This is a genomic window from Rathayibacter sp. Leaf185 (assembly GCF_001423885.1).
Lineage (GTDB): Bacteria > Actinomycetota > Actinomycetes > Actinomycetales > Microbacteriaceae > Rathayibacter.
Map to the genome: position 1 here is coordinate 44,554 of NZ_LMPP01000005.1, position 20,661 is coordinate 65,214.

Below are 20,661 nucleotides of genomic sequence, written 5' to 3' on the forward strand. Positions count from 1 at the left end.
CGTCCGCAGTGACACGGGGTGCCCCCTCCAGGGCTGAGATGAGACCCGTCGAACCTGATCTAGTTCGTACTAGCGAAGGGATGTCGCGAATGAGCATTCGCACGCCTGCCCACCCGACCCTCCACGACCGCGCGAGCGCCGTCGGCCGCGATCTCGCCGCCCTCCGCGGGGAACCGCCGCTCGTGCAGTGCATCACGAACGCCGTCGTGACCGGCTTCACCGCCAACAGCCTCCTGGCCCTCGGCGCGAGCCCCGCGATGTGCGATCTGCCCGGCGAGGCGGGCGTCTTCGCCGAGATCGCCTCCGCGATCCTGGTCAACCTCGGCACCCCGGGCGCCGAGCAGCGCGACGGCGCACGCGAGGCGGTCGCCGCCGCCCAGCACGCCGGGACGCCGTGGGTGCTCGACCCCGTCGCCGTCGGCCCGCTGCCCGTCCGGACCGCTCTCGCGGCGGAGCTGCTCGACGCGCGGCCCGCGATCATCCGCGGCAACGCCTCCGAGATCCTCGCTCTCGCCGGACTCGGTGCCGGCGGTCGCGGTGTCGACGCGGTCGACGGAGCCGAGGACGCGCTCGAGGCCGCCCTCGCGCTCGCCCGCCGCACCGGTGGAGCCGTCGCCGTCTCGGGTGCGGTCGATGTCGTCACCGACGGCGCGACCGTGATCCGCATCGCCGGCGGCCACCCCCTGCTCACCCGGGTGACCGGAGGCGGCTGCGCTCTCGGCGCCGTGATGGCCGCGTTCCTGGGCACCGGAGCCGATCCTGTCGCCGCCGCCGTCGCGGCCTCCGTCGTGTGGGGCCTCGCGGCCGAGCGCGCCGCCCTCCGCGCCGCCGGGCCGGGCTCGTTCGCCGTCGCACTCCTCGACGAGCTCGCCGCGCTCGACGCCGAAGCCGCAGCACAGGGGGCGCGACTCGCATGAGCACCCCCGACCTCTCGCTCTACCTCGTCACCGACACCCGTCAGTGCGGGGCGCGCGGTGTCCCCGCCGTCGTCGCGCAGGCCGCGGAGGGAGGCTTCACGACGGTCCAGGTCCGCGACCACGACGCCTCCGCCGCCGAGCTGGTCTCACTCGTCCTCGCCGTCGCCGCCGTCCTCGACGAGCGCACCACGCTGATCGTCGACGACCGGGTCGACGTGGTCCTGGCTGCGCGCCTCGCCGGAGCGCGGGTCCACGGCGTCCACGTCGGCCAGTCCGACCTGCCCGCAGCAGCCGCCCGCTCGATCCTCGGCCCGGACGCGGTCGTCGGCCTCACCGCCGACACCCCCGTGCACCTCGAGGCCGCGCACGCCCTCCCGCCGGGCACCGTCGACTACCTCGGCGTCGGCGTGATCCGGCCGACAGCGACCAAGGCCGATCACCCGGCTCCGCTCGGTCTCGACGGCTTCGCGGCGTTCGCCGCCGCGAGCCGCTACCCCTGCGTCGCGATCGGCGGCGTCGCGCTCGGCGATGCCGCTCCGCTGCGACGACGCGGCGCGGCCGGTCTCGCCGTCGTCTCGGCGATCTGCACGGCCGACGACCCTGCCGCCGCCGCACGCGCCTTCCGCGAGGAGTGGGACCGATGAGCACCTCGATCCCCCGCGTGCTCAGCATCGCGGGCACCGACCCGACCGGCGGCGCCGGCATCCAGGCCGATCTCAAGTCGATCGGCGCCCTCGGCGGCTACGGGATGGCCGTCGTGACGGCCCTGGTGGCGCAGAACACCCACGGTGTCCGCTCGGTGCACCTGCCGCCGGCCGGCTTCCTCCGCGAGCAGCTCGACGCCGTGAGCGACGACGTGCGGATCGACGCCGTGAAGATCGGCATGATCGCGACCGCCGAGCTCGGCGCGGTCATCGCCGACTGGCTCGACGCCGTCACCCCGCCGCTCGTCGTCGTCGATCCGGTGATGATCGCGACCAGCGGGCACCGTCTGCTCGACGAGGAGGCGGAGGACGCCGTCCGCGCTCTCGTCCGCCGCGCAGATCTGGTGACTCCGAACCTGCCCGAGCTCGCCGTTCTGGCCGGCGAACCGACCGCGACGACCTGGCAGGAGGCGCTCGCGCAGGCCGCACGCCTCGCCCAGTCCCTGGGCACGACCGTGCTCGTCAAGGGCGGGCACCTCGAGAGCACGGCTGCTCCGGATGCGATCGTCACACCGGCCGGCGACGTGAGCGAGGTGCCGGGTGAGCGCGTCGAGACCTCGAACACCCACGGCACGGGCTGCTCCCTCTCCACCGCGATGGCGACCCTGCTCGCCGGAGGTACGAGAGACGCCACCGACGCCCTCGCCGAAGCCAAGGAGTGGCTCACCGCGGCGCTGCGCGGCGCCGATGCGCTCGAGGTCGGCTCGGGCAATGGACCGATCGACCACTTCCACCGCCTCCGCATCCCGCCGTTCTGCACGGCCGTCTGGGACGAGACCCGGGAGCTGCGCAGCGAGATCGACGCTCTCCCGTTCGTGCGCGCGCTCGGCGACGGGAGTCTGGCCCGCGACGACTTCGAGTGGTACCTCGAGCAGGACGCGCTCTACCTGACCGAGTACGCGCGCGTTCTCGCGGTCGCCGCGCAACGGGCGCCCAGCACCGCCGAGCAGGTGTTCTGGGCCGAGTCCTCCGCTTCCGCCCTCGCCGCCGAGGCGCAGCTGCACCGCGACCGCCTCGGCGATCGCCTCGCGGTCGCCTCCGAGACCACCCGCGGCTACATCGACCACCTCCTGGCCGTCGGCTCGCGCGGAGACTACGGCGAGCTCGTCGCCGCCCTGCTGCCCTGCTTCCAGCTCTACGCCGATGTCGGCGAGCGCCTCGCGGCGGCGTCGAGGTCGGGACACCCCTACGAGGACTGGCTCGCGACCTACTCCGACCCGGTCTTCGCCGCAGCGACCGAGCGGTTGATCGCGATCACGGAGTCGGCGGCGCAGCGGGCCACGCCACCTCAGCGGGAAGCGATGCGCGACGCGTTCCTGCGCTCGAGCCGGTTCGAGCACGACTTCTTCGCGGCGCCCCTCAGGCGCCGCGAAGAATGAGGAGGATCAGCCGATCGCCTCGCGCAGCACGTGCATCAGCGCATCGAGCTGCACCGTGTCGGCCGAGGCCGTCTCGGCCTCCGCACCGTCGAGCGCGCGGGCGGCGAGGCCCGCCTTCGCGTCGATGAGCTCGGCGATCTTGGCGTCGATCGTGTGCGCCGCGATGATGCGCCAGGCGGTCACGGGCTCCTCCTGACCGATGCGGTGCACGCGGTCGATGGCCTGCGTCTGCTCGGCCGAGGTCCACGACAGCTCGGCGAGCACGACGTTCGAGGACGCCTGCAGGTTGACCCCGACACCCGCCGCGGTCAGCGAGCAGACGGCGACCGACACGTCGGGGTCCTCGTTGAACGCATCGATCTGCGCCTGCCGGAACGTCGCGGTCTGGTCGCCGCGGATCGAGACGGAGGTGAGCTCGCGCTTCTCGAAGGTGTCCTCTGCCTGGTCCATCACGTCGACGTGCTTCGCGAAGAACACGACCTTGCCGACCGACCGAGCCAGCTGGGACGCGTAGTCGGCGGCCAGCGCCGCCTTCGCCTGGCCGATCCGGCGCACCATGGTGAAGACGTTCTCGCCGGTCTTGGCCGACTTCGACTCCTCCAGCTCGCTCTGCGCGACGATGCGGATGAACCGCTCCTGCTCGGTGTCGTCGAGCTCGTGCGTGATCGAGGCGGTGACCGCCTTGAAGCGCTGCAGCATGCGGGCGCCGAGCTCGCGCTCCGCCTTCTGGATCGAGCGCCCGAGGTCGTCGTCGAGCTCGACGGGCAGGTCGACGATCCGCTTCGAGGGCAGATCGGCGGCGACGTCGATCTTCTTGCGGCGGACGATGCCGAGGTCTATGACCGCCTCGCGCGCCTCCGGGTAGAACGCTGTGTCGGCCGGGGTGAGCCCGGTGTCCTCGAGCTGGCGCATCAGATCGGGCCCGGGCTTGGTCTCGTCGATCCAGCCGAGGAACCGCCAGATCGCGCGGAAGTCGTCGACGTCGTTGATGAGCGGCGTTCCCGTGAGGGCGATCATCAGCGGATCGTGGCCGGGCGTCGTCTCGCGGATCTTGGCCGCGAGCGCCAGGACGCTCTGCGAGCGCTGCGAGCGGAGGTTCTTGATGAAGTGCGCCTCGTCGACGACCATTCCGCGGAAGCCGAGGCTCCCCAGCCAGCCGCTGTGCCGGTCGAGGATGTCGTAGTTGACGATGACGACGTCGGCGAACGCGTCGAGCGTGGTCCCGTCGCCGTGGATCACCGTCGCACGGCGCTGCGGAGTCCAGTGCTCGACCTCGCGGGCCCAGTTCATCTTCACGACGTTGGGCACGACCGCGAGCAGCGGGTACGAGCCGGTGACGGAGGCGGCGAGGAGGCTCTGCGCCGTCTTGCCGAGGCCCGGCTCGTCGGCGAGGAGGAAGCTGCGGTGCCCCTCCCTAGCGCTCTCGATGAAGCGCGCCTGGTGCGGCATCAGCTCGCGACCGCGCGGCGTCACACGGTCGATGGTGGGAGGCTCGGGCAGCTCCATGCTCGCGGCGCGTCCACCGGCGCCGTACTCGAACGCCTTGAACAGCGGGCCGAGCAGCTCCCAGTCGTCGAGGCGGCGGCGGGGCGCGGGGGCCGGAGTCGCGATCGAGAAGTCCGGCGGGAGGAACGGGTTGGCGAGCTGGCGGGCACGCACCGACTGCGGAACCACCTGGTTGACGGGCACCTCGGGCTTGGGCTCCGGCTCGGTGACGATCAGCAGCTCGTCGGGGCTCAACTCGGCGCCGGCCTCGAGGAGCCAGTCTCGGCGCAGCTTCTGCGCGGCCGCCGTGATGCCGGCCTCCGACTCGAGCAGGGCGATCAGGCTCGTATCGCGCGCGGCGGTCTTCGCGAGGATCGTGGCGATGCCGTCGAGACGCTTCATCTCCTCGGCACGCTGGGAGTCGCTGAGCTCGGTGTCGACCTTGACGCGCTTGCGCTCCTCGCGCATCAGCAGCGCGATGACGAGGAACTTCGTCCGGTTGGTCGGACCGACCTTCCCGGTCTGCGCCTTCGCCTCGACCTCGCGGACCCGTCGCGCGAGGATCGGGATGATGCCCGAGTTGTCCACTCCGCGCGATCGCGAGCGCGGACGGCTCCCGGCGGCGTTCGCGGGTCGACGCGTCTGACCGGACTGACGCTGGCCGCTGCGAGCCATGCTCCTCCTCCACGTGTGACGGGGCGGAGGAGGGATTCCCGCGCTCTGCCGTCGCAGTGCACTCGCCACGCTGCTCACGAGGAGCGACGGGCATCGATGCATCCGCTGGCCGTCGGGAGCTCCGAGCAACGGGTCTGAGACCCGGTCGCAGCATCCCCGGACGTGCGGACGCGACTCCAGTCTACTCCCCGGCGCGGCGGGACGCGGTCAGTCCGCGACCGGCACCTTGATGAGCAGGCCGGCGGCCACGACGACGCCCACGGCGGCGAGGTGGAGCGAGGACCACACGGCGTCCGGGAACGAGAACGGCAGCACCGGGTTCCAGAGCACGAGGATCGAGACGAGGCCCACGAGCCAGAGGTACGACTTCGCCTGGAGCGCGAACCACCCGATCACCGCGGCGAGGATGGCGACCGGGTAGCGGACGAAGTCGTAGGCGTCGCCTCCGACGAGGGCGAGCCCGGCGAGCAGGATGATCGCGGCCAGGATGCCCGGCGCGAGCGCCATCTTCGCGATTCCCCGGGACGGGTAGCGGTCGGTCGCTCCGGAGCCGGCTCTCTGCGCATTCACCCTCCGATGGTACGGGCGATACCCCCGCCCCGTATCCGGCGGCGGCGTAGGCTGACCGCGTGATCGAGGACCTCAAGAAACGCTCCCTGCACCGAGCACGCATCCTGGGGGGCCAGATGCGCGGGCTCGAGAAGATGATCGAGAACGAGGACTACTGCGTCGACATCGTCACGCAGTCCCTCGCGATTCAGAAGTCGCTCGGCTCGCTCAACAAGCTGATCGTCGAGAATCACCTCCGCACCCACATCACGGCGATGTTCGAGGAGGGCGGCGACGCCCGCGAGGCCGCCATCGCCGAGCTCGTGAAGATCTTCGAGCTCTCGAACAACCGGTCCTGACGGTGACCACGCTCACCGCCGTCCGCGGCGACATCACTCGCGAGCACGTCGACGTGATCGTCAACGCTGCGAACTCGTCCCTGCTCGGCGGAGGCGGAGTCGACGGTGCGATCCACCACGCAGGCGGTCCCGAGATCCTCGCCGAATGCCGCCGCCTCCGCGAGACCGACCTCGAGGAAGGTCTGCCGGCGGGATCGGCCGTGGCGACGACCGCGGGGAAGCTGCCCGCCCGCTGGGTGGTCCACACCGTCGGGCCGGTCTTCTCGGCGCGGGAGGACCGCAGCGCCGTGCTCGCCTCGGCGTACACCGCATCGATCCGCACCGCCCGCGCCCTCGGCGCCCGCACGATGGCGTTCCCGGCGATCTCGGCCGGCGTCTACGGCTGGCCGATGGGCGACGCGGCGCGGATCGCGGTGGAGTCGGTGCGTGCCGCCGCAGTCGACGGCGCGCTCGACGAGGTGCGCTTCGTCCTCTTCTCGGAGGATGCGCTCGCAGCATTCACCGCCGCGCTCAGCTCGTAGCAGACCCCGACGTGCCGCCGGCGCCCGAACCGGTGCCGTCCGGAGCCTCGAACTGCGATCCCGGTCCGCCGCCCTGGCCGAACCCGCCGTCCGGCATCTGTCCCCGTGGGTCGAAGCCGCCCACGGAGGAGCCGACGGCGTTCCCCACGCCGTAGCCGACCCCGAAGCCGCCGGCGAGCAGGAGGAGTCCCGCGACGACCGCGGCGATGATCAGGGCCGCGCGGTGCCGCCACCAGGGCCGGCGCGGTGCGACGGAGGACCTGCTGCCCTCCGACACATCGGCCGCGGCCGGCGCCGGCCACCCCGTCGCGGTCTCGCGCCGTTCGTTCTCGATCGTGTCGCTGCCAGCACCCATGATGTCTCCGCCTCTCGTTCCGCACCCCGAGCGGGGCGCGGGACGAGAGTCGACCCGGGGGCTATGCGGACACTGAGCGGAGCCGATCAGAGGGCTCTGATCCGGCCCGTTCCGGACTCCAGCCCCGCTGAGCTCCGGCCTGCGCTGAGCTCAGGCCGTCTTGGGCCGCGCGAACTCGTCGAAGGGCAGCGTGATCGGTCGCGTGCGCGGCGGCATGCGCAGCACGGAGTCGAGCGCCGGCCCCATCGCCTCGCGCCAGGCGCGGTAGCCCCCCTCGGTGAGGTGCAGCCCGTCCTCGGAGTACTCGGGCAGGATCCCGCCGTCCTCGCCCGCGAGCACGGGCCAGAGGTCGAGGTAGCCCGCATGGGCGGTGGGCGCGAACTGCCACAGGTGCCGGTTGATCTCGCGGATCTGCGGCGAGAACTCGTGTCCGCGCGGCAGCACCGAGATCACCAGGATCCGGATGTCGGGGAGGTCGCGGCGGAAGGTCGCCACGATGGTCTCGATGTTCCTGACGATGTGCTCCGTCGTGCGGTGCCAGGCGAGGTCGTTGGTGCCGACGAGCACCACGACCGTGTCGGGCGCCTGCTCGATGAGCTCGGGGAGGCGCGCGACGACGTCGGCCGTGGTCGCTCCTCCGACGCCCTCGTCGACGACGGTCGACGCGGCCAGCCACTGGCCCCACTCACCACCCTGGATGATGCTGTCCCCGACGAAGAGGACCTTGCCCAGCTGGAGATCGCGCCCCGCGTCCGTGTCCGACCGTTCGCTCATCGTGCTCCTCTCGGTAGCGTCCGGGCCGACGTCGCCGCCCACGGACCCTCCCATTGTCACCGCTGGACCGTGAGACCGCCAGGCGAGCGCTCATCGGCGGTGTCCTTCAGACCCGCCGCGGTCGCCGTGATGCGGTTCGCCATGCCGTTGAAGATGACGCCGTGGAACGGCAGGACCGCGAACCAGTACAGCCGTCCGGCGAGCCCCTGAGGGAAGAAGACGGCCCGCTGGGTGTAGACCGAGCCGCCGCCCTCGGCCGGCTCCGCATGCATCTCGAGCCACGCGCCTCCCGGCACCTTCATCTCGGCTCGCAGGCGCAGCAGCGTCGGCCGCTCGATGGCCTCCACCCGCCAGAAGTCGAGCGCATCGCCCGCGTGCAGGCGCTCGGAGTCGCGGCGCCCGCGCTGGAGGCCCACTCCCCCGACGAGCTTGTCCATCCAGCCCCTGATCGCCCAGGCCAGCGGGAACGAGTACCAGCCGTTGGTGCCGCCGATGCCCTCGATGACCCGCCAGAGCTTGGCCGCATCGGCGTCCGTCTTCCGGACCTTGCGGTCGACGTACACCGTGTGGCCCGCCCACTCCGGGTCGCTCGGGAGGGGATCGCTCGGAGCACCGACCACCTCGGAGTTCTGCCAGCTCGTCTCGATCTCGCCCGTCTGCATCTTGCCGAGCGCGAGCCGTACCGAGCGGCGGTAGCCCGTGAGCCCGCCCTCGGGGTCCGGGATCAGCTCACGGATGTCCTGCTCGCGCACGATGCAGTCGTACTGCAGCGAGGCGATGATCGGCACCGCGAGCGACCGCGGGATGGGCGTGACGAGGTTGACCCACTGGGAGGCGAGCCACGGTGTGAAGACCGGCAGCGAGGCGATCGGCCGCTGCGGCAGACCCGCCTCGACCGCGTAGCCGTTCATCATCTGCCCGTAGCGCAGCACGTCGGGGCCGCCGATGTCGAACGTGCGGTTGAGCGTGCGGTCCTCGAGTGAGGCGGCGCCGATCAGGTAGTGCATCACGTCGCGCACGGCGATCGGCTGGATGAAGTTGCGCACCCACTGCGGCGCGGGCATGTACGGGAGGATGTCGGTCAGGTGCCGCACCATCTCGAACGACGTCGATCCGGAGCCGATGATGACGCCGGCCTGCAGGGCGATCGTCGGCACGCCCGACGCCATCAGGATCCGTCCCACCTCCGCGCGGGAGCGCAGGTGCTTCGACAGCTCCTCGCCGTCGGGGTGCAGCCCGCCGAGGTAGACGATCCGCTCGATGCCCGCTGCGAGGGCGGCCTCGGCGACGTTCGTCGCGGCGCGGCTCTCGACCTCCTCGAAGTGCGCGTGATCGGCACCGGACCCCATCGAGTGCACCAGGTAGTAGAGGACGTCGACGCCCTCGAACGCCGCGGTCAGCGACTCCGGATCGGCGAGATCGCCCTGGGCGACCTCGACCTGCTCGGCCCACGGCACCTCGGCGAGGCGGCGGGGGTCGCGGACGAGCACGCGCACGCGGAAGCCGGCCTCGAGCAGACGAGGGGTGAGGCGCCCGCCGATGTAGCCGGTGGCGCCGGTGACGAGCGCGAGGGGGCGCGACGGGGCCGTGGAGGATTCGCTCATGCGATCCACGCTACGCCGCACCTCCGACAGGCTCGCGGCCTGGTGCGGCGGAGCGCCCGCTGCTATGCGAGCCGGGTGCCGCAGGGTCCGGTCAGGCGATGCCGAGGACGGCGCGCACCCGGGCGACGTCGTCGTTCATCTGACGGATCAGCGGCTCGACTCCCTCGTAGGCGACCTGTCCGCGGATCCGCGAGACGAACGCGACATCGACGACCAGGTCGTAGAGATCGAGCGTCTGGTCGAGCACGAAGGCCTCGACCTGCTTGGGCGGCACGCCGACGAAGGTCGGGTTGCTGCCCACCGAGATCGCCGCCGGGTAGGTGCGCCCTTCGGCGGTCAGCCGGCCCGCGTACACGCCATCGGCCGGGATGAGCCCCTGCGACTGCGGAGACAGGTTCGCCGTCGGGAAGCCGAGCTCGCGCCCGCGCTTGGCGCCGTGCACCACCACTCCGCGCACCACGGGCTCGTGACCGAGGAGCCACGTCGCGTGCTCGATGTCGCCGTCGGCGAGCAGCTCGCGGATCCACGTCGACGACACGCGACGGCCGTGCTCGGGGCGGACGTCGTCGATCAGCTCCACCGTGAAGCCGTGCACCCCGCCGAGCTCGCGGAGGCGGTCGACATCGCCCGCTCCGCGCGCCCCGAAGCGGAAGTCGGAGCCGACGAGCACGATGCGCGCCTCGAGAGCGTCGACCAGCACCTGCTGCACGAACTCCTCCGCCGTCAGTGAGCGGAAGGCCTCGTCGAAGGTGAGCAGCAGCGTGGCGTCGACGCCGGTGCCGGCCAGCAGCTCGAGCTTCTGCTCGTTGCCGACCAGCGCGGGCGGGCACTTCTCGGGAGCGATGACGCTGAGCGGGTTCCGGTCGAACGTGACCACGACGGCGGCGAGACCCTGCTCGCGCGCCCGCTCGTGCAGCGTGCCGATGACCGCGCGGTGGCCGGAGTGGACGCCGTCGAACTTCCCGATCGTGACGGCGGAGGGGCCGATCCCGGCGAGGTCCTGCGGAGTCGTCTCGACGCGCATCAGGCCGCGCCCCGGCGGCCCTGCACCCGGAGCCACCAGAGCCCGAGGACGGGCAGCACGAGCGGGATGAGGAGGTAGCCGGCACCGAAGGCCGACCACACGGTCGCCTGCCGGCCGAACGGATCCACACTCGAGAGCCCCAGCAGCTGCGGAGCGAGCACGCTGATCGCCCCGACCACGAGGACGCCGATCAACTCGAAGGTGATCGTCACCCACGCGACGCGCTGCCACACACGACCGGGCGCGACGAGCGCGACGGTGGCCACGATGTAGACGACGGCCGAGAGCGCCGAGAGCGAGAAGGCGAGGGGCGCCTCGTCGAAGCGGTCGATGATCTGGAAGACGGAGCGACCGGTCGCGGCCAGCGCGAGGATCGCGTAGACCACGACGAGGAGACTGCCGAACCCCCTCGCCCGCGTCGAGCGGGCGGTACGGGTGCGGGGGTCTCGGGGAGTGGTCGCCCGTCCGGGCGCATCGCTGGCTTGATTCGACATCGCAGGGTCAATGGTAGGCGCTGGCTGCGGGGTGCTCACGCGACCTGGAAGAACCAGATCTGGTGCATCCGGTAGACCATCACCGCGACCGAGAGGCAGACCACACCGAGGATCACGGTGCTCCAGCGGCTGCGCTCGATCAGCGCCCAGAAGCCGGCGGCGAGCGGCAGGATCAGCGCCGAGATCAGGTAGACGTAGTACTCGGGCAGGCTGCCGGTCGGGCTGTTGCCCACTTGCGGCGAGACGATCGCTACCGCGAGCTGCACGATGAGCAGCAGCTCCACGATCGCCGTCGCCCCCACCGAGACATCGGAGGGGCGCCGGCCGAAGAGGCCGAGCACGAGGCAGAGAAGCCCGGCGACGACGGCGACGCCGACCTGCAGCGTCGTGAACCAGTCGATCACGGCGCGACCGCCCTGGTCTGCTCCGTCGGGAAGTTGACGACGCTCTTGAGCACCTGGCCCCGTCGCTCCGCGAGCCCGATGAGCCGGCCCGCCGGGTCGACCGCGGCGAGCAGACCCGTGGCGCCGAGCGTCTCCTCCGCGGCCGCGATGCGCTTGCCGTTCGCGAGGTCGACGGCGGCCTGCGCATCGAGGTGCAGGAGGGGGAACAGCTCGCCCGCGACCGCCGTCGGGGTGAGCAGAGCGGAGGGGACGTCGAGCTCGTCGATGTCGCCCGCCGTGTCGATCGAGAAGGGACCCACGGAGGTGCGGCGCAGAACGGTCAGGTGCCCGCCGACCCCGAGGGCGGCCCCGAGATCGCGGGCGAGGGCGCGGATGTAGGTGCCGGAGGAGCAGCTGACCCGCACGTCGAGGTCGAGGAAGCCGTCGACCTCCCGGCGCTCCAGCACGTCGAAGGCGCTGACCGTAACGGGCCGCGCGGGGAGGACGACCTCCTCGCCGTCGCGCGCGCGGGCGTAGGCGCGGCGTCCGTCGACCTTGATGGCGCTGACCGAGCTCGGGATCTGCTCGATGGCACCGGTGAGGGTCCCGACGACCGCGTCGACAGCCTCCGGAGTGATGGCTGCGATGCGGCCCGGCTCGGCACTCGCGAGGGTCTCGCCCTCGCGGTCGTCGGTGCTGGTCGAGGCGCCGAGGCGGATCGTCGCCTCGTACTGCTTGTCGAGCCCGACGAGGTAGGTGAGCAGCCGCGTCGACGGACCGAGCCCGAGGATCATCAGGCCCGTCGCCATCGGATCGAGGGTGCCGGCGTGACCGACCTTGCGCGTCCCGGCGCGGCGACGCGTCCGCGAGACGAGATCGTGGCTGGTGATGCCGCCCGGCTTGTCGAGCAGGAGGATCCCGTTCGGTGCCGTCCCGTTCGGTGCCGTCCCGCTCGATGCCGTCGCAGGGGTGGCGGGGGTCTCGAGCACGGGTGCGAGGATACACGCGCCGTTCGGGAGTCGGCCCGGCGTGGGCGGGCACTCCGTTCGGACCGCCGGGGCGCCCGTCCTAGGCTGTCCGGATGAGGATCGCAGTACTCGGAGCGGGCGCCGTCGGGGGAACGATCGCCGCGCTGCTGGATCGTGCAGGACACGATGTCGAGGTGACAGCGCGAGGCGCTCACCTGACCGCGATCCGCCGCTCCGGTATCCGTCTCGACGGCGCCTGGGGCGAGCACACCGCCTGGGTCCGCAGCGGCGAGACGCTCGACCTGGTCCCCGAGCTCGCCGTCCTCGCGACCAAGGCGCAGGATGCGGAGGACGCGCTCCGAGCGAACCGCCGCACGGTCGACGGCACACTGCTCGTCGTCGTGCAGAACGGACTCGACGGTCTGCAGGCCGCGGCACGCCAGGTCCGCGACGCCCGGCTCGTCGGAGCGCTCGCGCTCTTCGCTGCGAGCCACCTCGAGCCCGGACGGGTGAGCGTCACCGCGCCGGCCACCACCACGCTCGGCGTGCCCGGCGGACCGGCCGACGACGACGTCCGACGGGCCGCGTCCCTCCTGGGCGAGGCGATCCCGACCGCGACGACCGACGACTTCGTCGGCGCGCAGTGGACGAAGCTGCTCATCAACGAGGTGAACGCACTGCCGGCGATCACCGGGCTCTCGGTGCAGGAGACGATCGCCGATCCCGGGCTCCGACGCCTGCTCGCGCGGGCGATGAAGGAGGCGGCGCGCATCGGGATCGCCTCCGGCGTGCGCTTCGGCGCCCTGCAGGGCCTCAACGACACCGCCGTCCGCACGCTCGTGGCCGCTCCGCTCGCCGCCGTCGAGTTCCTGCCGCGGCGGATGGCCTCCCGGATGGGCGACGTGCCGAACCCGGGCTCCACCCTCCAGAGCGTGCGCCGCGGCGTCCCGAGCGAGATCGACCACCTCGCGGGAGCCGTCGTGCGCACCGCGCACCGGCTCGGCCGTGAGGCGCCCGTCAACCAGCTGCTCGTCGAGCTCGTGCACGAGGTCGAGCGGACGGGAGCCTTCCTCCCCTCGGCGGAGGTCGTGCGGCGCGGCTCGGCGCTCTAGCGGCTCCGCGCCCCAGCGCCCTCGGCTCCGCGCCCCAGCGCCCTCGGCTCCGCGCCCCAGCGGCTCAGCGCCCTCGGCTCCGCGCCCCAGCGGCTCAGCGCCCCAGCGCCCTCGGCTCCGCGCCCCAGCGGCTCAGCACGAGTCGGCGAAGACACGCCGGGGGTGCTCCGGGTCGCGGATGTCGACGAGCACCGGCGCCAGTCGGCGCGGGTCGGTGCTCGCCCGGTAGGCCTCGTCGACCGGGGGCTCCTGCGTGTCGAGCCGGATGCTCAGATTCCACGCGCCGCGGATCTCGGGCCGCAGCGCGAACTCTCCGTCGACCAGCAGCACCGCGTCCTTACCGGCCGTCCGCCACTTCGGCTGGCGCGGCTCGTCGCGGACGGCGTCGAAGCCCGCCAGCACGAAGCCGGTGCTCCCGCCCATCTTGAACGGGCCGATCAGCACGCGGCGCAGCAGCTCGTAGTCGTAGCGGCCCAGGTAGGCACGCTGCGCCTCCGGGAGCTCGTCGTCGTCGCGGTCCACCCGCGGCCGCTGGAAGTCGGTGAGGTGCGCGACCATCGCGTCGTGCCCGGCGCGCCGGATCGCCTCCGCCAGCTCGAGCGCGAACGCGGCGGTCACCTCGGGGTCGTCCCCGTCGATGCCGACGGCGACCCGGCCTCGGCCGTAGTTGTGCAGCACCTCCGCGGCGAGAGCGTCGAGCACATCGGCCTTCCGGGGAGCCCACTTGGTCATCCGCCCACGATACGCGGCACCCCTTAGGGTGAGCCGATGCCCACAGGATTCGCCCCCGAGATCGTCGACTGGTTCCGCACCAGCGCGCGCGACCTCCCCTGGCGACGCGAGGGGTTCCCCGCGTGGGGCACCCTCGTCAGCGAGTTCATGCTGCAGCAGACCCCCGTCGTCCGCGTGATCCCGCGACTGGCGGAGTGGCTCGAGCGCTGGCCCACGCCCGCCGATCTGGCCGCCGTCCCGCCTGGCGAGGCGGTGCGGGCCTGGCAGTCGCTCGGCTACCCGAGGCGCGCCCTCCGCCTGCACGCCTGCGCCGGCGCGATCGCCGAGCAGCACGGCAACGTCGTCCCCGACGACGTCGAGACGCTCCTCGCGCTGCCCGGCATCGGCGACTACACCGCGCGCGCCATCGCGGTCTTCGCCTACGGCCTTCGCCACCCGGTCGTCGACACCAACGTGCGCCGGGTGATCGCTCGTGCGGTCGGCGGAGTCGCGGAGGCGGGCCCACCGCGCGCCAAGCCCGACCTCGCGGCCATGGACGCCCTGCTCCCGGAGGGCCTCGAGGACGCCGCCGCCTTCAACGCCGGGATGATGGAGCTCGGTGCGATCGTCTGCACCGCGCGGGCCCCGCGCTGCGACTCCTGCCCGATCCGCGACTCCTGCCGCTGGCGCGCCGCCGGCTACCTCGCCTACGACGGCCCGGTGAAGGCCCGCCAGAAGACGTTCGAGGGCTCCGATCGGCAGGTGCGAGGACTGATCCTCGCCGAGCTCCGGGCATCGCACCGCCCCGTCACGGCCGCCGAGATCGACTCGGTCTGGCCCGACGCCGAGCAGCGCGCCCGGGCGCTGGCCGGCCTTCTCGCCGACGGCCTCGCGGTCGGCGGCCCCGCCGAGGGCTACCTGCTCCCCCACTCCTGACCACCGTGTCGGAGGCGCCGGGTAGCGTGACGCCGTGACCGATCGCCGCCTCCGCCTCCCCCGTCCCGACGACGACGTCGCCGCCGCTCTCGCCGCATTGCGCAGCGATCTGCCGGCCGGATTCTCCCCCGACGCGCTCGCCGAGGCCGAGGAGGCGGACCGGGTCGCCGACGACACCGGCCGCCTCGACCTCACGGCGATCCCCTTCGTGACCATCGACCCGCCCGGCTCGCTCGACCTCGACCAGGCCGTCCACCTCGAGAGCACCGCCGACGGTGTCGTCCTCCGCTACGCCATCGCCGACGTCCCCGCAGTGATCCGCCCCGGAGGCGCACTCGACGCCGAGACGCGTCGCCGCGGTCAGACCTACTACCTCCCCGACGGCCGAATCCCCCTGCACCCCGCGGTCCTCTCCGAGGGCACCGCCTCCCTCCTCCCCGAGCAGACCCGCCGGGCGCTGGTCTGGACGCTCACTCTCGACGCCGACGCCGAGCCCCGCTCCGTCCGCCTCGAGCGCGCACTCGTCCGCAGCGCCGCCCGCCTCGACTACGAGTCCGTCCAGCGCGACGTCGACTCCGAGACGCTGCACCCGTCGATCGCGCTGCTCCCCTGGTTCGGCCGCGAGCGCCTCGAGCGCGAGGCCGAGCACGGCGGAGCGAGCCTCACCCTGCCCGAGGAGGAGATCGTCGCCGTCGAGGACGGCTACCGCGTCGAACGCCGCGCTCCCCTCGCCGTCGAGGGCTGGAACGCGCAGGTCTCGCTCCTCACCGGCATGGCAGCCGCGTCGCTCATGCTCGAGGCCCGCATCGGCATCCTCCGCACGATGCCCGCCGCCGACGCCTCGACCCTCGCCGCCTTCCGCTCCCGCACCGAGGCTCTCGGCACCCCCTGGGCACCCGACGAGCCCTACGGCGCTTACCTCCGCCGCCTCGACACGGCAGACCCCCGCCAGCTCGCCGTCATGTACGCCGCCGCCTCGCTGTTCCGCGGAGCCGGCTACACCGCCTTCGACGGCACGGTGCCGGCTCAGCCCGAGCAGTCCGCCCTCGCCGCCCCGTACGCGCACGTCACCGCGCCGCTGCGCCGCCTCGTCGACCGCTTCGGTCTCGCGACCTGCCTCGCGATCTCCTCCGGCACGGAGGTCCCCTCCTGGCTCCGCGTGGCCCTGCCCGAGGTCCCGTCTCTGATGGCCGCGAGCGATCGCCGATCAGGAACCGCCACGCGGGCGGCGACCTCCATCGTCGAGGCGGCGATCCTCCGCGGCCACGAGGGTTCGACCTTCACGGGCATCGTCGTCCAGACCGGCAGGACCCGCTCCTCCGTCCAGCTCCTCGACCCCGAGATCACGGTCGACGTGCAGGCCCCGCTCACGCCGGGAGCCCGTGTCGACGTCGACCTGGTCTCGGTCGATGTCGCCACGGGCTCCGCAGTCTTCGGGCTCAGCGCCTAGTCCTCGTCGTCGTCCTCACGAGGCTTCACGTACGGGTCGGCCTCGCCCGCGTAGTCCGCCTTCGCGGCGAGCGTCTGCACCTGCGAGTCCTGGTTGCGCGCCGCAGCGAGGAGATCCTCGATGTGCTTCGCGTTCTCGGGCACCGCGTCGAGGATGAATTCGAGCGACGGCGTCAGCCGCGACGTGATGTTCTTGCCCACCTCGGTGCGCAGCATCCCGGTCGCCGCCTTCAGGGCCGCGGCCGAGTCGGTGCGCTCCTCGTCGGTGCCGTAGACCGTGTAGAACACGGAGGCGTGCTGCAGGTCGCCGGTCACCTGCACATCGGTGATGGTGACGAAGCCGAGCCGCGGGTCGCGGAGTCCACGCTCGAGTCGCTTGGCGACGATCACCTGAATCCGTTCGGCGAGCTTCCTCGCCCGTGCCGGATCTGCCATGGCTGGTCCTCACATCTCTCTCGACGAACCTCTCGGCCCGTCCTCTAATCATTACCCTGCCGGGGCCGGGTCGTTCGGTTTCGCCATCCGACCTCGGGCGGGGTGCCTCGTCACGGCTCCCTCCCGAGCGCCTGCGGCGCTCCCGCCAGACCCGAGCCAGGAGCCGCGACGAGGCACCCCACCCGCTCCTCCCGTCGAGAAGCACCGGTCTCTTCTGATCTGACGCTGAGGGACGAGGTTTGTCACCCCTCCACTGCTGGCGGGTGGAGGTCTTCTCGTCGCCGCGCCTGGCTCGGGTCTGGCGGGCGCCCGAAGGGCGCGGGATGGCGCGGCGACGAGAAGACCTCCGCCTGCCCCCTGCGGAAGCCGAACTTCTGAGGACCGACCTCTGCAAGCCGGACCTCGGGGAGGCCCGGTGGGAAGCCAGAAGGCCCGGGCGGACCCGGGCCTTCTGGGGAGTCGGGATCAGCCTCGCGGCTTCTCCTTCATCTCGATCGTCTCGATCTCGTCGCCGATCTGGATGTCGTTGTACTTCCCGAGACCGATACCGGCCTCGTAGTCCGTACGGACCTCCGTGACGTCGTCCTTGAAGCGACGCAGCGACTCAATGGCGAGGTTGTCGCCGACGACGACGCCATCGCGGATGACGCGCGCCTTCGAGTTGCGGGTGATCGTGCCGGAGCGGACGATGACACCCGCGATGTTGCCGAACTTCGAGGAGCGGAACACCTCGCGGATCTCGGCGACACCCGACTGGACCTCTTCGAACTCGGGCTTGAGCATGCCCTTGAGCGAGTTCTCGACCTCTTCGATCGCGTTGTAGATGACCGAGTAGAAGCGGATGTCCACTCCTTCTCGAGCAGCGCGCTCGCGGGCCTTCGGGTCGGGGCGGACGTTGAAGCCCACGATGATCGCGTTGTCGATCGTCGCGAGGTTGACGTCCGACTCCGTGATCGCACCGACACCGCGGTGGATGATGCGCAGCTGCACCGAGTCGTCGACCTCGATCTTGACGAGCGACTCCTCCAGCGCCTCGACGGCACCCGACACGTCGCCCTTGATGATGAGGTTGAGCGATTCGACCTTGCCCTCCTCGAGAGCACGGGTGAAGTCCTCGAGCGAGATGCGCTTGCGGGCCTTGGCCAGCAGGGCGTTGCGCTGAGCGGCTTCGCGCTTCTCGGCGATCTGGCGCGCCGTGCGGTCCTCCTCGGTGACGAGGAAGGTGTCGCCGGCGCGGGGCACGGACGAGAGTCCCTGCACCTGGACCGGTCGCGACGGCACGGCCTCGAGGACGGCGACGCCGTTCTCGTCGGCCATCGCACGGACGCGGCCGTAGGCCGTTCCCGCGACGATCGCATCGCCGACACGCAGCGTTCCCGACTGGATGAGCACGGTCGCGACCGCACCGCGTCCCTTGTCGAGCTTCGCCTCGATCGCGACTCCGCGTGCCTCCTTGTTGGGGTTGGCGCGCAGGTCGAGACCGGCGTCCGCGGTGAGCAGCACGGCGTCCAGCAGGTCCTGGATGCCCGTGTTGGCTCGCGCCGACACGTCGACGAACATGACGTCTCCGCCGTACTCCTCGGCGACCAGACCGAACTCGGTGAGCTGCTGGCGCACCTTGGCCGGGTTGGCGTCGGGCTTGTCCACCTTGTTGACCGCGACCACGATCGGCACGTTGGCCGCCTGGGCGTGGTTCAGCGCCTCGATGGTCTGCGGCATGATGCCGTCGTCCGCCGCGACCACGAGGATCGCGATGTCCGTGACCTGGGCACCTCGGGCTCGCATGGCGGTGAACGCCTCGTGACCCGGGGTGTCGATGAAGGTGATCGGGCGCTCGATGCCCTCGTGCTCCGCGACGACCTGGTACGCACCGATGTGCTGCGTGATGCCGCCCGCCTCGCCGGCGACGACGTTGGCGTTGCGGATCGCGTCGAGCAGGCGCGTCTTTCCGTGGTCGACGTGACCCATGACGGTGACGACGGGGGGACGGATCTCGAGGTCCTCGTCCGTCTCGTCGTCGAGCTCCTGCTCGAGGTCGAGACCGAAGCCCTCCAGGAGCTCCTTGTCCTCGTCCTCGGGCGAGACGACCTGGATCTTGAAGCCGAGCTCTCCGCCGAGCACCTCGAAGGTGGCCTCGTCGAGCGACTCGGTCGCCGTCGCCATCTCGCCGAGGGCGAAGAGCACCGTGACCAGGTTGCCGGGGGGCACCGGCACGCCGGTCATGGCCTCGATCTTGTCGGCGAAGTCCGAGATCGACGCGCCGCGGCGCAGACGGATGACCGTCTTGCCGTCGCCGCGGGGGACGCTGACGCCGCCGAGCGACGGGGCCTCCCTGAGCTCGAACTCCTGACGCTTCGTGCGCTTGGACTTGCGGGCCTTGCTCTTGCCGCCACCGCGACCGAACGCACCCGCGGTGCCACCACCGGGACCGCGACCGCGACCGCCGCCACCACCGGGACGAGGGGCGAATCCGCCACCTGCTCCGGGGGCGCCACCGGGACGCTGGAAGCCGCCGCCGGCCGGACGACCGGGGCCGCCGGGACGACCGGCTCCTCCGCCGCCGGGACCGCCGGGACGCTGGCCGAAGCCTGCAGGGCGCTGACCCATGCCGGGACCGCCGGGACGCGGGGCGCCGGGGCGGGGAGCAGCAGGGCGGGGGATGTTGCTCGGGGTCGGGCGCGAGCCCATTCCCTGCGAGCTCGCGAAGGGGTTGTTCCCGGGGCGGGGAGCAGCGGGACGCTGACCCATGCCCTGGTTGCTCGCGAACGGGTTGTTGCCGGGCCGGGGCGCGCCGCCGGGGCGGGTCGATCCACCGGCTCCGCCGGAGCGCGGCGGGGCGGCCGCGGGGGCCGGGCGAGGGGTCGCCGGCTTCGGGCCACCGGGGGTCGGGCCGTCGGAGGGCTTCTCCGCCGCGGGGGCGGAGGGCGTCTCGACGGGGGCCGGGGTCGCTGCAGCGGCGGGTGCGGCCGGAGCCGGCGCCTCGGCGGGTGCGTTGGCGGCGTCCTGGGCGCGCTGGGCGGCCGCAGCCTCCTGCGCGGCCTGAGCCGCGACCTGGCGCTCGGCCACCGACATCGGAGGAGCCGGCGCCGGAGCGGGCGGCTTGACCGGGCCGGGGGTGGGCGCGGAGGGACGGGCGCCGGAGGGGCGGGGAGCCCCGGGGCGGGCGGTGTTGCTGGGTGCCGCCGGAGTCGACGACGGAGCACTCGCCCCTGCACCGGCGTGGCCCTGGAGGGCCTGGCGGAGCTTGCGGGCCACGGGGGGCTCGATGCTCGAGGACGGTCCCTTGACGAACTCGCCCAGTTCCTTCAGTTTCGCAAGTGCGACCTTGCTATCGACACCGAGTTCCGATGCGATCTCGTGTACGCGTGGTTTTGCCACTTCTCTCCTGTCTTGGGCCTGCACCCAAGACGGGGGCAGGCGTCACGAACGGACGGGTCTCATTTCGAGCCGCTCATCAGTCTTCGCTCATGATCAGTTCACGGGCCGTTCTGCCTGTTCTCTATGGTGTGATCGTGCGCTGCGTCGGGCCCTCAGGATGAGGAGCCGAGCCGGTCGGATCGCGGGTGAGGTACTGCTCGAGGCCGCTCGCGTCCACGCTTTCGCGTGTCCGGAACGCCCTGCTGAACGCTCGGCGCTTGACCGCGCGTTCATAGCAGTCCTTCGTCGGGTGGAGCCACGCTCCCCTGCCCGCAGCGACGGCCCGCGGATCGACCGCGAGGACATCGGAGTGGGAGACGATCCTCAGAAGAGAGGATCGGGGGGCGCGCAGACGGCAGCCGACGCACGTTCTGACGGGTTCCACCTTACTCCCTCGTCCCCGGGAGCGC

Annotated in this window: 21 protein-coding genes and 1 riboswitch; of the genes, 8 read left to right on the plus strand and 13 right to left on the minus strand. The window is 72.2% G+C overall.

Annotated features, from left to right (window positions below; translation table 11 throughout):
- Positions 1-4 precede the first annotated feature (4 nt).
- A riboswitch (TPP riboswitch) is annotated at positions 5-98 on the plus strand.
- The 3 genes from thiM (at position 90) to thiD (ending at position 3,000) form a co-directional block, all read left to right on the plus strand.
- Complete coding sequence (gene thiM / locus ASG06_RS16255; RefSeq protein WP_056044447.1) at positions 90-917, plus strand: hydroxyethylthiazole kinase; 828 nt, start codon at positions 90-92, stop codon at positions 915-917. It overlaps the preceding riboswitch by 9 nt.
- A complete protein-coding gene (gene thiE, locus ASG06_RS20080; RefSeq protein ID WP_056044449.1) occupies positions 914-1,561 on the plus strand; it encodes a thiamine phosphate synthase in 648 nt (215 codons plus the stop codon). Before thiM ends, thiE begins: the two co-directional genes overlap by 4 nt.
- On the plus strand, positions 1,558-3,000 hold the full coding sequence (thiD, locus tag ASG06_RS16265; RefSeq protein ID WP_056044451.1) for a bifunctional hydroxymethylpyrimidine kinase/phosphomethylpyrimidine kinase: 1,443 nt from the start codon (positions 1,558-1,560) through the stop codon (positions 2,998-3,000). Before thiE ends, thiD begins: the two co-directional genes overlap by 4 nt.
- 6 nt (positions 3,001-3,006) lie before the next feature.
- Here the strand turns inward: thiD and ASG06_RS16270 are convergent, their stop codons facing one another.
- Both ASG06_RS16270 and ASG06_RS16275 read right to left on the minus strand, forming a co-directional pair.
- Positions 3,007-5,160 (minus strand): DEAD/DEAH box helicase, encoded by a 2,154-nt coding sequence (locus tag ASG06_RS16270; RefSeq protein WP_056044454.1) that lies wholly within the window; start codon positions 5,158-5,160, stop codon positions 3,007-3,009.
- Positions 5,161-5,367: 207 nt separating this feature from the next.
- Positions 5,368-5,730, minus strand: a complete 363-nt coding sequence (locus ASG06_RS16275) for a DUF6804 family protein (protein ID WP_082499304.1) — start codon at positions 5,728-5,730, stop codon at positions 5,368-5,370.
- A 59-nt stretch (positions 5,731-5,789) separates the two neighbouring features.
- Here ASG06_RS16275 and ASG06_RS16280 point away from each other — a divergent pair, with 59 nt between their 5' ends.
- Both ASG06_RS16280 and ASG06_RS16285 read left to right on the plus strand, forming a co-directional pair.
- The gene (locus ASG06_RS16280) at positions 5,790-6,068 is read left to right on the plus strand and encodes a metal-sensitive transcriptional regulator (protein WP_056044456.1); all 279 of its coding nucleotides are present in this window, start codon (positions 5,790-5,792) and stop codon (positions 6,066-6,068) included.
- A gap of 2 nt (positions 6,069-6,070) precedes the next feature.
- A complete protein-coding gene (locus ASG06_RS16285) occupies positions 6,071-6,589 on the plus strand; it encodes an O-acetyl-ADP-ribose deacetylase (RefSeq protein WP_056044458.1) in 519 nt (172 codons plus the stop codon).
- Here ASG06_RS16285 and ASG06_RS16290 read toward each other — a convergent pair.
- The 7 genes from ASG06_RS16290 to truB form a co-directional block, all read right to left on the minus strand.
- Positions 6,579-6,944, minus strand: coding sequence for a hypothetical protein (locus ASG06_RS16290; protein ID WP_056044460.1), 366 nt, complete (start codon positions 6,942-6,944; stop codon positions 6,579-6,581). The two genes, ASG06_RS16285 and ASG06_RS16290, sit on opposite strands and share 11 nt — an antisense overlap.
- Before the next feature lie 150 nt (positions 6,945-7,094).
- Complete coding sequence (locus ASG06_RS16295) at positions 7,095-7,718, minus strand: GDSL-type esterase/lipase family protein (protein ID WP_056044461.1); 624 nt, start codon at positions 7,716-7,718, stop codon at positions 7,095-7,097.
- A 56-nt stretch (positions 7,719-7,774) separates the two neighbouring features.
- A complete protein-coding gene (locus ASG06_RS16300) occupies positions 7,775-9,322 on the minus strand; it encodes an SDR family oxidoreductase (RefSeq protein ID WP_056044463.1) in 1,548 nt (515 codons plus the stop codon).
- Between the two features lie 91 nt (positions 9,323-9,413).
- Positions 9,414-10,346 carry a bifunctional riboflavin kinase/FAD synthetase gene (locus ASG06_RS16305; protein WP_056044465.1) on the minus strand — a complete coding sequence of 311 codons (933 nt, stop codon included), beginning with the start codon at positions 10,344-10,346 and terminating at the stop codon, positions 9,414-9,416.
- Positions 10,346-10,840 carry a hypothetical protein gene (locus ASG06_RS16310; RefSeq protein WP_231727794.1) on the minus strand — a complete coding sequence of 165 codons (495 nt, stop codon included), beginning with the start codon at positions 10,838-10,840 and terminating at the stop codon, positions 10,346-10,348. The genes ASG06_RS16305 and ASG06_RS16310 overlap by 1 nt, the downstream gene beginning before the upstream one ends.
- Positions 10,841-10,875: 35 nt before the next feature.
- Positions 10,876-11,244 carry a hypothetical protein gene (locus ASG06_RS16315; protein ID WP_056044469.1) on the minus strand — a complete coding sequence of 123 codons (369 nt, stop codon included), beginning with the start codon at positions 11,242-11,244 and terminating at the stop codon, positions 10,876-10,878.
- Positions 11,241-12,212: a tRNA pseudouridine(55) synthase TruB gene (gene truB / locus ASG06_RS16320; RefSeq protein ID WP_082499305.1), complete on the minus strand. Its 972-nt coding sequence runs from the start codon at positions 12,210-12,212 to the stop codon at positions 11,241-11,243. The genes ASG06_RS16315 and truB overlap by 4 nt, the downstream gene beginning before the upstream one ends.
- 92 nt (positions 12,213-12,304) lie before the next feature.
- On the opposite strand from truB, the gene ASG06_RS16325 reads away from it, so the two are divergent.
- The gene (locus ASG06_RS16325) at positions 12,305-13,303 is read left to right on the plus strand and encodes a ketopantoate reductase family protein (protein ID WP_056044471.1); all 999 of its coding nucleotides are present in this window, start codon (positions 12,305-12,307) and stop codon (positions 13,301-13,303) included.
- A 132-nt stretch (positions 13,304-13,435) separates the two neighbouring features.
- Here ASG06_RS16325 and ASG06_RS16330 read toward each other — a convergent pair whose 3' ends face one another.
- Positions 13,436-14,035, minus strand: a complete 600-nt coding sequence (locus ASG06_RS16330) for a hypothetical protein (RefSeq protein WP_056044473.1) — start codon at positions 14,033-14,035, stop codon at positions 13,436-13,438.
- A 36-nt stretch (positions 14,036-14,071) separates the two neighbouring features.
- On the opposite strand from ASG06_RS16330, the gene ASG06_RS16335 reads away from it, so the two are divergent.
- Together ASG06_RS16335 and ASG06_RS16340 are read left to right on the plus strand one after the other, a co-directional pair.
- Complete coding sequence (locus tag ASG06_RS16335; protein ID WP_056044475.1) at positions 14,072-14,950, plus strand: A/G-specific adenine glycosylase; 879 nt, start codon at positions 14,072-14,074, stop codon at positions 14,948-14,950.
- A 34-nt stretch (positions 14,951-14,984) separates the two neighbouring features.
- Positions 14,985-16,400 (plus strand): RNB domain-containing ribonuclease, encoded by a 1,416-nt coding sequence (locus ASG06_RS16340; RefSeq protein ID WP_056044477.1) that lies wholly within the window; start codon positions 14,985-14,987, stop codon positions 16,398-16,400.
- Here the strand turns inward: ASG06_RS16340 and rbfA are convergent.
- The 3 genes from rbfA to ASG06_RS19660 all read right to left on the minus strand — a co-directional run bounded on the left by rbfA (position 16,397) and on the right by ASG06_RS19660 (position 20,636).
- Positions 16,397-16,834 (minus strand): 30S ribosome-binding factor RbfA, encoded by a 438-nt coding sequence (rbfA, locus tag ASG06_RS16345; protein ID WP_056044480.1) that lies wholly within the window; start codon positions 16,832-16,834, stop codon positions 16,397-16,399. The genes ASG06_RS16340 and rbfA overlap by 4 nt on opposite strands.
- Before the next feature lie 465 nt (positions 16,835-17,299).
- Positions 17,300-20,212 (minus strand): translation initiation factor IF-2, encoded by a 2,913-nt coding sequence (gene infB, locus ASG06_RS16350; RefSeq protein ID WP_056044481.1) that lies wholly within the window; start codon positions 20,210-20,212, stop codon positions 17,300-17,302.
- A gap of 121 nt (positions 20,213-20,333) precedes the next feature.
- Positions 20,334-20,636 carry a YlxR family protein gene (locus ASG06_RS19660; protein WP_082499306.1) on the minus strand — a complete coding sequence of 101 codons (303 nt, stop codon included), beginning with the start codon at positions 20,634-20,636 and terminating at the stop codon, positions 20,334-20,336.
- Positions 20,637-20,661 lie beyond the last annotated feature (25 nt).